Here is a 13,165-nt window from a genome sequence, read left to right as displayed (position 1 = left end):
GTGTTTCCAGCTTACCAGATGTTTTCCGCTCCGTTTCCGGCGCTTCGTTCATCCAACTCGCTGGTGTCTTCTGCGGCTTGACGCCCCGTCCGACGTTTCAAACTCTAGCCGATCCCTGCTCCGAAAAGCGAATCGGCCGCAATCCAATAAAACGAGCACGCCGAATAAGAACCAAGCCGCGACAAGACGCGACCCAGCCCGAACCGGGAAGTGGTGTTTCGAAAGGATTGGCTACCGCGGGACCGTCCGCGCAAAATGCGTGTCCGGTGCTCCCTGCCAGGCAGCTCGAAGAACACTAGACCTCGGGGAAGGCCGAGTCAAGCTCCGGTTCCGCCCCGGCGACGCTCTCTTCCTCCGCCTTCTCCTCCGCCTCCTCCGCCGGCAGGTGGAAGGCCAGGACGGCGACGTCGTCGTCGTGCTCGGAGGTCACGCCCATCGCCCGCAGGAGGCGGGCGCAGATCACCTCGGGGGCCCCGACCGCGCCGGTGAGGGTGCGGGCGAGGAGGTCGAGGCCCTGGTCGATGTCCTCGTCGCGGCGTTCGACCAGGCCGTCCGTATAGAGGACGCCGGTGGTCCCGGGCAGCAGGCGCAGGGTGTGCGAGACGTGGAGGCCGTCGCCGGTGCCGAGCGGAGGGCCGTTCTGCTCCTCGCTGCGCAGGACCGTCCCGTCGGGGCAGCGCAGCAGCATGGGGAGGTGTCCGGCGGAGGCGTAGGAGAGGGTGCGGCGCTGCGGGTCCCAGACGGCGTACGTGCAGGTGGCGATCTGGTTGGCGTCGATCTCCATGGCGAGGCCGTCGAGCAGGCGCATCACCTCGTGCGGGGGCAGGTCGAGCCGGGCGTAGGCGCGGACGGCGGTGCGCAGCTGGCCCATGACGGCGGCGGCGCGCAGGCCGCGCCCCATCACGTCGCCGATGACCAGGGCGGTCCGGCCGCCGTCGATGGCGATGACGTCGTACCAGTCGCCGCCGACGGCGGCCTCGGCGCCGCCCGGCTGGTAGGTGGCGGCGACCCTCAGGTCGGCCGGCTGGTCGAGCTTCTGCGGGAGGAGGCTGCGCTGGAGGGTGACGGCGGCCTCGCGCTGGCGGCGTTCGGCTTCGCGGAGCCGGGCGGCGGCGAGGACCTGGTCGGTGACCTCGGCGGCGAAGATCAGGACGCCGGCGGGCGGTCCCTCGGCGGGGGTGTCCCCCGTGTCCCCCGTGTCGCCGGGGCCGCCGGGGCCGAGCGGGACGCAGGAGACGTTGTAGTAGCGGTTGCCGGTGAGGCCGAGGATGCAGCGGGCCTTGACGCTGCGCGGGCGGCCGCCGCGGATGACCTGGTCCATCAGGGCCAGGACGCCCATGGTGCCGAGTTCGGGGAGGGCTTCTCCGGCGGGCAGGCCGGTGGTGCGGTCGCCGAAGAGTTCGCGGTAGGCGCGGTTGGCGTAGCCGAGCTGGTGGAGCGGGCCGTAGGTGACGGCCACCGGGGCGGGGATCCGGTTGAGGACCTCGCGCAGGTTCTGGGGTTTGTGCAGGTCGAGGAGTTCGGCGGCGGTGGCCAGGTTGGTGGGGTCGCGGGGGCCGGGGACGACGACGCCGTCGGCGGAGGGCGCGCCCTCGTCGGTGCCGGCCCCTGTTGGCGGGGCGGCACGCCAAGGGACTCCGGTGAGCCGGGCGCTCCAGCGCATGAGGTTCAAACGACGGCCGCTTCCTCGATTTCCAGGCATATCATCACTTTTTGTGTGCACATCAGCACACGGGGTAATGACTAGGTTGGGCTGATCCTGTCAGGCAAGGGCCCGATTCCGGAAGTCGCCCGCCCGGCGTGGCCGCCCGTTCCGCCCCGGCACGGGGCACCGGGGCGCTCACCGCGGGGCGTCCGGACCGCCGTCGGGCCGCGGCCCGGACCCGGCCTCGAACTCCGGACGCGGATGCTCCGCCGCCCCCAGCGAGACCACCTCGCGGGAGAACAGCCCGCCCAGCACCCAGTCCATCAGCACCCGCACCCGGCGCTCCGCGCTCGGCAGGCGCCGCAGGTGCCGGGCCCGGTGCAGCCACCAGGCCCGCCGCCCGGTGATCCGGCGGCCGCGCCGGGTGTGGGCGACGGCCCGGCGCAGGCCCAGCGAGGTCGAGCAGGCGGCGTGGCCCGGCCGGTACTCGGCGAGGCCGGGGGCGTGCGGTCCGGCGTCCAGGGCGACCGCGATGTTCCGGGCGAGCAGCTCGGCCTGGGCGAAGGCGTGCTGGGCGTTGGGCGCGCAGGGCGCCCCGTCCGCGTCGGGGTCCGGCACGGCGGCGCAGTCCCCGGCCGCCCAGACGCCGGGCAGCGCGCGCCCGTCCGGGCCGACGGCTTGCAGGGTGGCGAGGCAGCGGACCCGGCCGAGGGTGTCCAGCGGCAAGTCGGTGTCGCGCAGCAGCGGGGCCGGCCTCACCCCGGCCGTCCAGACCAGGGTGCGGGCACCGAAGCGGCTGCCGTCGGACAGCGCGACGACCCGGTCCGCGGCGGACGCCAGGGTGGTGCGCAACCGGATGTCGACGCCGCGTTCGCGGAGCTGGCCGAGGGTGTGCTCGGCCAGCTCCGGCGACTCCTCGGCGAGGATCCGGTCGGTGGCCTCGACCAGGACCCAGCGCAGGTCCTCGGGGCGGACGTTGTGGTAGCCGCGCACCGCGGTCCGGGCCATGTCCTCCAGTTCGGCGAGCGCGCCGACGCCCGCGTACCCGGCGCCGACGAAGACGAAGGTGAGCGCGGCCTGGCGCAGGGCCGGGTCGCGGGTGGCGGAGGCGAGGTCGAGCTGTTCCAGGACGTGGTTGCGCAGACCCACGGCCTCGCCAACGGTGGAGAAGCCGCGGCCGTGTTCGGCCAGACCGGGCACCGGCGCCGTCCGGGAGACCGAGCCGGGCGCCACCACCAGGACGTCGTAGGGGAGTTCGATCGGTGCGGCGGCCTCTCCGGGGCCCGCGGCGTCGGCGAAGGCGCGGCGGGCGGCGTGTTCGATCCGGGTGATCCGGGCGGTCAGCACCCGGCAGTCCGGCAGGGCCCGGCGGAGCGGGACGACCACGTGCCGGGGGTCGATCGAGCCAGCCGCGACCTCGGCCAGCAGCGGGTGGTAGGTGAAGTAGGCCTGGGGCTCGACGACGGTGATCTCGACCTCGCCGCGTCGCAGGCGTTCCCGCAGGCCGCGCTGGAGGTGCAGCGCGGTGGCCATCCCGGCACAGCCTCCGCCGGCGATCAGGATTCTGATGGTGCACCTCCTGCCGATTGGCGCTTCCTCCCGGCCCCGCGGCCGGGGGTGTCCCCCCTCGCGCCCCCCTATGAAGGACCGGCAGGGGCGGTCTTGTCCACAGTCCGTACCGCGCCGGATGTGACGGGAGTCGACGGGTGGGGCCAGTTGTGCTGTCCGGGCGACTTTCTGACGGACTTTCGGCCGCGAACGGGCGTGAACTATGGTCGGATTGTGTGCCGGAGCGGTTACCGCCATGACAATCGGCGGCGACGCACCGTGGAGCGGCCACTACGGCCAGTTCCAGCGTTGGCTCGAGAACCCGACTGCGGGACAGTCATCCGGGGAAGGGTAGTTCCCGGACAAGGCCCCGGACGGTGCCGACGCGCCGAGCCGGACGCGAGCCGGCCCGGAGGCACGAACCGTGGTCACGAAACGGGACGGGCGGCAACGAGCGATGGGTCATCAGGTCATTTCTGACGGGCTGAGCTGCACCGGGGGGTGCAGGGGCGGGCGACGACAGGGTCCGGGTTCGGGCGCCTGCGGGGGAGAGTTGGGATGATGGAGCAGGAGCAGGTGTTGGGGCGAACGGGAGCACCGCACGCCGGCCAGGGCATGGTGCCGGAACAGCGCGGCCCGGTGGACCTGCCGCCGGAGGTCGGGGCCGCCTATCCGGGCGTCCCCTACCGGGTGGAGCCGCCACCGGTCGTCGTGCACGTCCCCGGGACCCGACTACGGGTGGACGCCCGGCGGAACCTGGAGAGCGTGCTGCGGGCCGCCCGCGAGGTGTTCGGCGAGTTCGGCTACGGCGCGCCGATGGAGGAGGTCGCGCGCCGGGCCGGGGTCGGCGTCGGGACGGTCTACCGGCGCTTCCCGAGCAAGGAGGTGCTGGTCCAGCGGATCGCCGCCGAGGAGGTGGCCTGGCTGACCGCGCAGGCGCGGGAGTCGCTGTACGGCGGCGGCGGAGCCTGGGAGTCGCTGGCCGGCTACCTGGCGCGGGCGGTCGGCACCGGCGCCGGGCGGCTGCTGCCGCCGGAGGCGTTCCGGTACGCGGAGGAACTGGGCCGGGTGCCGGAGCAGCGGGTGCCCGAGCCGGCCGCCGTCCGGTTCGACCTGCGCGGCGAGGACGCGCAGAACGGTGCGGCCGTCGAGCCGTCGGCGGCCGACGCCGATCCCCGGCTGCTGCTGCAACTGCTGGCCGCCCTGGTCGCCAGGGCCGGCGCGGCCGGCGAACTGCGGCCGGGCGTCACGGTGTCGGACGTCGTGCTGGTGCTGACCGCCTCGGTGCCGGTGCACGCGGCCCGCACCGCGCCGACCACGGCGGGTTTCTCGGCCGGGGTCCAGCAGGCGGAGGGGCAGCCGACGGCCGGCCCCTCGGAGCGGCTGCTGGAGATCCTGCTGGACGGCCTGCGAGCACGCTGACGCGCCACCGCGGGCGCGGCCGCCGCAGCTGGCGGGGACGGGAGTTGGACAGGAGACCGGCGCGCGGACCAGTCACGCGCGCCGGGTGCGGGCGGTGCACAACCACCCGCCCTGTGCTGGCCGAACACATCCGCGACGGCTCCTCGGAAGAGTGGGTCCCGGCCGGTCCGGCTACCGCCCATCTCTGCGCTATGCCATCCTTTGCCCGTGGTTGGAGCCAATGTCCCGATGCGCGCCCTTCGCGCGCCCTCGGCGCCGTACAGCGCGGAACCGTGCGCCCACGCGCTCCCGCGCGCCCTGCCACACTGCGGGGGCTGTCGTGGAATCTGGGGTCCGTTGTGAGCGCCGAGGAACAGAACGACTACGGGTACGGCCTCGACTTCGGCCCGTCCGGAGGCTTGACCGGGGGACTGGCCGACGGCTCGTCCGGCAGTACGTCCAGTACGTCCGAAGGCCCCGCCACGGCCTCCGGCGGCCCGGCCCAAGTACCCGGCGCCGCACCGGGTTCGGCCACCGGCCCGACCGCCGGACACGTGCCCGACCAGGCGGGCATGCCCAGCCGCGAGTCCCTCTCCGCCTCCGCCGCCGCGCTGCCCCCCGGGCGGGTGCCCGGCCAGGCCCCGGCCGGCCGCGGCGGCGTCGCCCCCGAGGCGTTCGTCGGCGCCGGCCGCCCCGCCCGCCCCACCGTGCCCGCCCCCGCCGACCCGGTCGACGGCGAGCGCCCGGCCTCCGACGCCGAGTTGACCGCCCGGGTCCGGGCCGGCGACGACACCGCGTACGAGGAGATCTACCGCCGGCACGCCGACTCGGTGCGCCGCTACGCCCGCACCTGCTGCCGGGACAGCTTCACCGCCGAGGACCTCGCCGGCGAGGTCTTCGCCCGCACCCTGCAAGCCCTGAGGGCGGGCAAGGGCCCGGAGTTCGCCGTCCGCGCCTACCTGCTGACCGCCGTCCGCAACGTCGCCGCCGCCTGGACCCGCAGCGAGCGGCGCGAGCAACTCGTCGACGACTTCAGCGTGTTCGCCCAGACCTCGGCCGCCGTCGTCGACCTCGACCTGGCCGACCCCGGTGCCGATGCCTGGGCGATGGCCATGGCCGACCAGCGCATGGTCATGCAGGCCTACGCCGAACTGCCCGAGGACGACCGGATGGTGCTCTGGCACACCGAGGTCGAACGGGAGTCCCCGAAGACCGTCGCCGTGATGCTCGGCAAGACCGCCAACGCCACCGCCGTCCAGGCCCACCGGGCCCGCGACCGGCTCGCCGCCGCCTTCCTCCAGGCGCACGTCTCCGGCAGCCAGGACCGCACCTGCGAGGCGTACGCCAACCGGCTCGGCGCGTACGCGCGCGGATCGCTGCGCAAGCGCGCCTCGGCGGAGGTCGGACGGCACCTCCAGGAGTGCGACCGCTGCACGGCCGCCTGCCTCGAACTCACCGAGATCAACACCGGCCTGCGCGCGCTGCTGCCCGGCGGCGTGCTCGTCTGGATCGGGGTCGGCGGGTTCAGCGCCGCCGCGGCGGCCGTCGGCGGGGTCGCCGCGGTCGGCGGTGCGGCTGCGGGCACCGCGGCGGCCACCTCCGGAACCGCGGGTGCGGGTGCAGTTGGCGGAGCGGGTGCGGTCTCCGGCGGAAGCGGGGCCGGCGCCGGCGCCGCGGCCGGCGAGGGCCTGGGCACCGCCGCCAAGGCCGGGATCGCCGCCGCCGTCGCGGTGGCCGCGGCCGCCGTCGCCGCGTACGCGCTCACCGGCTCACCCGAGCCCAAGCCGCCCACGGCCGCGCCCCCCGCCTCCGGCACCCCCGCCACCCCCCGGCCGCAGGCCCCCGCACCCGCGCCGCCCGCGCCCGCCGACCCGGCGCCCAGCAGCGCCGCGGCCGCCCCGGCACCGCCTGCGCCGAGCCCGAGCCCGAGCGCGACGCCGGTCACCCGGTCGACGCCTGCCCCGACAGCCGCCCAGACCACGACGAAGGCCGCGTCGCCGGTCACGCCGAGCTCGACGACGCCCAAGCGGACCCCCACGCCGCCGGCCCCGGCCGTCCCCGTCGTGCCGACGCCCAGCGTGCCGCCGCTGCCCACGCCCGAGCCGCCGGTCGTCCCCGTCGTCCCCACGCCCACCGTGCCGCCGCTGCCCACCCCGACGGTCATCCCGCCCTCGCCGCCCGCGCCCGCCGACTTCTGGGCCGACTCACTGCCCGTGGTCAAGCCGGGCAACAACCGGGTGCCGCCGCCCGGCCCCAGCATCCGGCAGAAGGGCAGCGACTGGTTCTGGCAGCACGACAGCGCCTGGATCGGCGGCGAACGCCACGGGCACGCCATCACCGTGCGCGCCCCGGCGACCACCCTGATCGACCTCAACCGCAGCTGCACGTCCTTCGACGCGGTCGCCGGGGTCGACGACGCCACGCTCTCGCCGGGCGGCGTGGTCTTCTCCGTCCAGGGCGGCGACGGCAGCACCCTGTGGCGCTCCTCCCCGCTCGCCGCTGGGGACGACGCGGCACCGGTGCACGTGCCGCTGGCCGGGCAGAAGTCGATCCGGTTGGTGGTCACCCCGGTGCACGGCATCTGGTCGGCGCTCAACGTGGCGGACTGGGCCGAGGCCCGCTTCAGGTGTTCCTGAAACGGGCCTCGGCGGGGGCTGTGCGGGGTGGGGCCCACCCGGGGTAAAGCTGTGCGGGGTGGGGCTGTGCGGGGTCAGATCGCGCAGGAGCCGTCCGCGCAGGCCTCCCCCGCCGGGGCGACCTGCACCGGCGCCGGGCGGGTCTCGCCGATCTCGGCGGCGACCTGCTCCAGCACCTTGCGGAAGGTCTCTTCGTCCTGGCCGCCCTGCACCGCCCACTTGCCCTCGAACACGAAGGTCGGCACGGCGGTGATGCCCAGCTCCCGGGCCTCGGCCAGCTGCGCGCTCACCTCGGTGGCGCCCTCGTCGCCCGCCAGGTAGGCGGTGACCCGCGCCCGGTCCAGGCCGGCCGCCACCGCGACGTCGGTCAGCGCGGCGCGGTCGCCGACGTCGACGCCGTCGGTGAAGTGCGCCTTCAGCAGCTCCTCCTTCAGCCGCCCCTGGACGGCCGCGCCGTACTCGGTCTCGGCGAGGTGCAGGAGGCGGTGGCCCAGGAAGGTGTTGGCGTGCAGCGCGGCGTCGAAGTCGTACGTGATGCCCTCGGCGCGGCCCAGCTCGGCCACCCGCGCGTCCATCGCCACCGACTGCGGGCCGTAGCGCTCGGCCAGCCACGCGCGGTGCGGGCTCGCCGTCGCCGGCGCGTCCGGGACCAGCTGGTACGGCCGGTAGACCACCTCGACGCCTTCCTTGCCGGCGAAGCCCTCCAGGGCCTGCTCGAAGCGGCGCTTACCGATGTAGCACCACGGGCAGGCGATGTCGGACCAGATCTCGACCTTCATGAGGGGACTCCAGGGGTGGGGCGGGGACGGGTGTCGGGATAGGTGAACGATGAACCATCTCGGTACATTCCCGGCACCCCGGTCAGCCTCCCTGGTCAGCGCCCCGAGCCGGGCTGGTCAGCGCACCGGCCCCGCCCCGGGTCAACCCTCCGCAGGCGCCGGAACCACCAGCACCGGGCAGGCCGCGTGGTGCACCGCCGCCGAACTCACCGAACCCAGCAGCAGCCGCGCGAACCCCCCGTTCCCCCGCGTGCCGAGCACCAGCGTGTGCTGCCGGGTCGAGGCCTCCAGCAGCACCTCGATCACGTTGCCCAGCACCACGTGCAGCGACATCTCCCCCGCGTACGGCCGGGAACGCTGCCCCTGCACGGCCACCACCGCCCGGCGCAGCCCGTCCGCCATGCTCTCCACCAGCGTCTCGACGCTCTCCTGCACCAGCTCCGCCATCCCCGGCGGATAGCCGGCCGGCGCCGGGTTCACCACGGCCAGCACGTACAGCGGCAGCCCGAACAGCTCCGCCTCGGTCATCGCCCGGTCCAACGCCCACAGCGACCCGTCCGACCCGTCGCACGCGGCCAGCACCCCCGGCGGGCGCCCCGTCGGCGGCCGCCCCAACACCGACAGCACGACGGGAACGGACTGCTCCGGGCTCACGCTGGCCACCACGGCTCTCCTCACCGACGGACTCGTTGCCCGCCATCATCACCTGCCCCGGCTCCCGGACCCCGCCGCCCGGCCGGGCGCGGCGCCCGGCGGGGTCAGGAGGGACGGACGGGGCTGAGGGCCGGGGGTTGGGCCAGGGGAAGGCCGGTCCAGCAGGCGCCGTGGCGGCGGGCGCGGATGCGGCGGAGCCAGAGTTCGGTGGAGACCAGGTCGGCGAGGCCCGCCAGGGCGGCCGGGGAGAGGGGGGTGGCGGGGTCGGCGAGGCCGGCACGGACGGCGGGGAGGTCGATGAGGCCGGCTTCGGCGAGGAGGGGTGCGTCGAAGAGTTCGGCGAGGCCGTCGGCGGCGAGGCGCAGGCCGGCCCGGGCGGGGGCGGTGCGGTCGGGGCGGGGGCCGCGGCCCCAGTCGGGGGGCAGGTCGGTGCGGCCGGCGCCGGTGAGGACGGCATGCAGGAGGGCGTGCCGGGCACCGGGCTGGAGGCGGACGTCGTCCGGGAGCAGGCGGGCGGCGCGGACCACCTGGTTGTCGAGGAACGGCGCGTGCAGCCGCTGGCCGGGCTGTTCGGCGGCGTGGACGAGGGTGCGGTAGGAGCGCGCGTGCCGGTAGAGGGCGTGCCGGGCGCGGTGTGCGCCCGGGCGTTCGTCGGGCGCCGGTCTGCGCGCCGCCAGTCGCAGCCGGAGGGCGACGGAGGAGAGCGCCTCGTCGGACAGCCAGCGGGCGGCCGGGCCGGGGACGCACCAGGCGAGGTCGCCGGCCGAACGGTCGCCCGCCGTGCGGCCGTTGACCGGGAGGTGGCGGGCCGTCAGCTTGGCGGCGGCGTCGTCCAGCGCCTCGGCGTACCGGACCCGGGAGAGCCGGTGGGCGGCCCGGACCACGGTGAGCGGGGTGCGCAGCGCGCCGGCCAGGACGCCGACGACGGCCCGGTCGGCACCGGCCAGCGCGGCGACCGGGGGCAGCAGTTCGCGCGGGCGGCCGGCCCGGATGAGGTCGGCGAGCCGGGCCGGGTGGCCGTCGAGGACCTGGCGGGCGCCGTAGCCGGTGAGGTGGTCGGTGCCGCCGACGTCGAAGCGGGCCTCGGCGCGGGCGGCGGCGACGAGTTCGGGCCCGGGCTCGTCGGTGAGCCGGCCGGGCGGTGCGTCGGCGTGCAGTCCGGCGTACGGGAGGGTGTCGGGGCCGGGGTGGAGCACGGTGTGCCGCAGCCGGGGGGTGTCGGGGGCGAGCGCGAGGGTGGTCGGGGGTTCGGTCTCGCCGAGCGTGACGGCGGCCAACTGTTCCGGGGCGGAGGGCTCTTGGGCGGCGACGCGGGTCCAGGAGCCCTTGACCGCGCCGTTCCTGGCCCCGGCGCGGACGGCCGGCAGGCGCTCCGGGCCCGTGCTCGCGGGCACCGGCGGCAGCGGTACGGCGGCGGCGAGCAGGGCGACGGTGGCGGAGGCGGTGCCGTAGGAGAGGTCGACACCGAGCCGGGCGCGGCCGGCCGAACCCGGCACGGTGGCGGGCGCGGTGGTGCGGACCCGGGAGCGGACGGACTCCAGCAGCGCGCGGGTGAGTTCGCGGATGGCCGGCGCCTCGTCGCGCGGCTGCTCCCGGGCGGCGGGGTCGTCGTAGGCGGAGAGGTAGGGGTGGCCGCCGCGGATGGCGAGCACGTGGCCCGGCGGCACCCGCTGGACGCCCAGGTACGGGGTGCCGGTGCCGAGCGCCTCGGGCGATTCGGGGCAGGCGAGCCGGGCGGCGAGGTGGCCGGTGTCCAGCGGGGCGCCGACCAGGTCGGCGAGCGGGAGGGCGGCGGTGGCGTACGCGGTGCCGCCGGCCCAGGGGGTGTGGAAGACCGGCTGGGCGCCGGCCAGGTCGGTGAGCAGCAGGGTGGAGCGGGTGCCGGTGCGCAGGACGGCGGTGTAACTGCCGGGCCAGGCGGTGAGGTGGCGGACGGCGCCGCCGCGGGCGGCGGCGAGGCCGGCGGCGAGTTCCGCGTCGGTGGCGCCGCAGTGGCCGAGGACGGCGAGCCGCAGGGTGGCGGGGGTGTCCTCGACGGGGTCGGGGGCGGTGGGGCCGGTGGTGACCGTGGCGGGGGCGCCGGGGCGGAGGGTGGCGAGGCGGATCTCCTCGGGGCGCCAGTCCCCGACGACCCAGAGCGGGTTGGGTCCGGTCCACAGGGGGCGCGCGGCGATCGGTGCGACCGTACCGAGCGCCTCGTGCGCCGGTGCGCCCGCCCGGGGCGCGCCCGTGCTCCAGCCCGTCAGCCACCGCATCGCGCCTCCACCGGACGAGGACCTGCACCCGTACGGCGCGTCCGCCGCCGGGCGGCTCCTCGCCGGTCCGCGGTGTGCCGTGACGGCGGTCCCGGGTACCGGCGCGCCGTCAGGAGACATCGTGCCACCGGTTGGCGCTCCCGTGGCCCGTGTTGCCGGTTCCGGTTCCGCCGGTGGCCTCGGTGCGGGGTGGTTCCGGCCCCGGCGGCGATCCCGGTGCGGGCAGCGGGTGTTGACGTGTTCGCGTGGTCCGCAGGGCGGGCCGGGCCTTCCCCTCCCCGGCCCGGACCGCCCGCCGCGCCGCCTTTGACATGGGCATCGCGAGATGGCCGAAAGGCGTCGCCCGGCCCGGGAGGGCATCCGCATGCCCTCCCGGACTCAGCCACCACCCGCGGGGATTGAGGCGGCGGCGTCCCCCGGCCCGCCGGGTCCTCGACGGCGGGCCGACCCACGACCACCAGCGAATCGCCGACCAGCCGGTCGAGCCAGGGGGCACGGCCGGGCGCACGTGAACACAGGACCGGAGCACGACGCTCCGGCGCGCGGCACCCCCGGCCCGATCCGAGTGGTCCGGACCAACCCCGGCGAGGAGCCGGCGCCGCACCGCCGGGTGCACGATCCCGCCATCCGGAATGCGGCCTCTTAACCGTCGGAACGCGTCCGACTACTCTAGGTGCAGCAGCTACGGCCCGGTGCCGCCCGGGCCCCGCGCACAAGGCCGCAGGAGGTGCCGCCGCCACCATGACCGTCAGCCCACGAGGACCGAACGAACGGCTCGGCACGCTCCTGACCCTCGCCCAGATCAGCAACGCCGGACTGGCCCGCCGGGTCAACGACCTGGGCGCCCAGCGCGGGCTGACCCTGCGGTACGACAAGACCTCGGTGGCCCGCTGGGTCAGCAAGGGCATGGTCCCGCAGGGGCCCGTCCCGCACCTGATCGCCACCGCGATCGGCGGCAAGCTCGGCCGCCCGGTGCCGCTGGAGGAGATCGGCCTCGGCGACACCGACCCGGCCCCCGAACTCGGCCTGGCCTTCCCGCGCGACGTCGCCGAGGCGGTCCGCTCCGCCACCGACCTGTGGCGGGTCGACCTCGACCTGCGCCGCGGCCCCGGCGGCGGCCGCTGGAGCGACAGCCTGGCCGGCACCTTCTCGGTCGCCGCCTACGCGACGCCGGTGTCCCGCTGGCTGATCACCCCGGCGGACGGTTCGGTCGCCCGGGAGGCGCCGCGCGCGCCCAGCGAGGCGTCCTCCTACCGGGTCGGCCACTCGGACGCCGCCAAGCTCCGCGAGGCCGCCCAGGAGGCCCGCCGCTGGGACTCCAAGTACGGCGGCGGGGACTGGCGTTCGTCGATGGTGCCGGAGTGCCTGCGGGTGGAGGCGGCCCCGCTGCTGCTGGCCTCGTACAGCGACACCGTCGGCCGGGCGCTGTTCGGCGCGACCGCCGAACTGACCAGGCTGGCCGGGTGGATGGCCTTCGACACCGGGCAGCACGAGGCCGCCCAGCGCTACTACATCCAGGCCCTGCGGCTCGCCCGGGCCGCCGCCGACGTGCCGCTCGGCGGCTACGTGCTCGCCTCGATGAGCCTCCAGGCCGGCTACCGGGGCTTCGCCGAGGAGGCGGTGGACCTCGCCCAGGCCGCCCTGGAGCGCAACCGGGGCCTGGCCACCGCCCGGACGATGAGCTTCTTCCACCTGGTGGAGGCCCGGGCCCAGGCCAAGGCCCGCAACGCGGCGGCGTGCGCGACGGCACTCGGCGCGGCGGAGAGCGCACTCGAACGGGCCCGCGCCGGGGATCCCGATCCGGCGTGGATCGACTTCTACGCCTACGACCGGCTCGCCGCCGACGCCGCCGAGTGCTTCCGCGACCTCGGAGTGCCCTCCAAGGTCCGCCAGTTCACCCGCGAGGCACTGGCCAAGCCCACCGAGGGCTTCGTCCGCTCGCACGGCCTGCGCCTGGTGGTCTCGGCGATGGCCGAGGCCGAGGCCGGCAACCTGGACGCCGCGGTCGCCGCCGGCGAGCGCGCCGTCGAGGTGGCCGGCCGGATCTCCTCCCAGCGCAGCCGGGAGTACGTGGTGGAGATGCTGCGCCGCCTGGAGCCCTTCCAGGGCGAGCGCCGCGTCCGGGAGCTGACCGAACGGGCCCGCGCGGTCCTGGTCGCCCCGGCGTGACCGGGGGCGAGCCCGGCGGTCGTTGAGGTGCACCGGCGAGAGGGGCCCCGGGCACCCAGGCCCGACACCGCCGGCCGG

Annotated in this window: 7 protein-coding genes and 1 pseudogene; 3 read left to right on the top strand and 5 right to left on the bottom strand. The window is 76.2% G+C overall.

The features are described from left to right. Positions 1-376: 376 nt before the first annotated feature. A pseudogene (locus ACFVX9_RS26565) lies at positions 377-1,672 on the bottom strand (PP2C family protein-serine/threonine phosphatase); the annotation flags it as partial. Positions 1,673-1,840: 168 nt separating this feature from the next. Then, positions 1,841-3,178: an NAD(P)/FAD-dependent oxidoreductase gene (locus ACFVX9_RS26560; RefSeq protein ID WP_380380867.1), complete on the bottom strand. Its 1,338-nt coding sequence runs from the start codon at positions 3,176-3,178 to the stop codon at positions 1,841-1,843. Between the two features lie 573 nt (positions 3,179-3,751). Between ACFVX9_RS26560 and ACFVX9_RS26555 the strand changes: the two genes are divergently transcribed. Next, on the top strand, positions 3,752-4,615 hold the full coding sequence (locus ACFVX9_RS26555; protein WP_363376793.1) for a helix-turn-helix domain-containing protein: 864 nt from the start codon (positions 3,752-3,754) through the stop codon (positions 4,613-4,615). Positions 4,616-4,953: 338 nt separating this feature from the next. After that, positions 4,954-7,230 carry a sigma-70 family RNA polymerase sigma factor gene (locus tag ACFVX9_RS26550; protein WP_387983771.1) on the top strand — a complete coding sequence of 759 codons (2,277 nt, stop codon included), beginning with the start codon at positions 4,954-4,956 and terminating at the stop codon, positions 7,228-7,230. Positions 7,231-7,304: 74 nt separating this feature from the next. Here the strand turns inward: ACFVX9_RS26550 and ACFVX9_RS26545 are convergent, their stop codons facing one another. The 3 genes from ACFVX9_RS26545 to ACFVX9_RS26535 all read right to left on the bottom strand — a co-directional run bounded on the left by ACFVX9_RS26545 (position 7,305) and on the right by ACFVX9_RS26535 (position 10,918). Then, positions 7,305-8,009, bottom strand: coding sequence for a DsbA family oxidoreductase (locus tag ACFVX9_RS26545; protein ID WP_079135703.1), 705 nt, complete (start codon positions 8,007-8,009; stop codon positions 7,305-7,307). 141 nt (positions 8,010-8,150) lie between these two features. Continuing rightward, positions 8,151-8,672 carry a universal stress protein gene (locus ACFVX9_RS26540; protein ID WP_159398461.1) on the bottom strand — a complete coding sequence of 174 codons (522 nt, stop codon included), beginning with the start codon at positions 8,670-8,672 and terminating at the stop codon, positions 8,151-8,153. 95 nt (positions 8,673-8,767) lie between these two features. Next, positions 8,768-10,918 carry an asparagine synthase-related protein gene (locus ACFVX9_RS26535; protein ID WP_387983768.1) on the bottom strand — a complete coding sequence of 717 codons (2,151 nt, stop codon included), beginning with the start codon at positions 10,916-10,918 and terminating at the stop codon, positions 8,768-8,770. A 741-nt stretch (positions 10,919-11,659) separates the two neighbouring features. Here ACFVX9_RS26535 and ACFVX9_RS26530 point away from each other — a divergent pair. Continuing rightward, the gene (locus ACFVX9_RS26530) at positions 11,660-13,087 is read left to right on the top strand and encodes a hypothetical protein (protein WP_063348294.1); all 1,428 of its coding nucleotides are present in this window, start codon (positions 11,660-11,662) and stop codon (positions 13,085-13,087) included. Positions 13,088-13,165: the final 78 nt, after the last annotated feature.

Origin of the sequence: Kitasatospora sp. NPDC058243 (assembly GCF_042882025.1) — a bacterium.
Lineage (GTDB): Bacteria > Actinomycetota > Actinomycetes > Streptomycetales > Streptomycetaceae > Kitasatospora.
The sequence above is the reverse complement of the archived record's forward strand: the minus strand, read 5'-3'. Positions and strand labels throughout refer to the sequence as shown.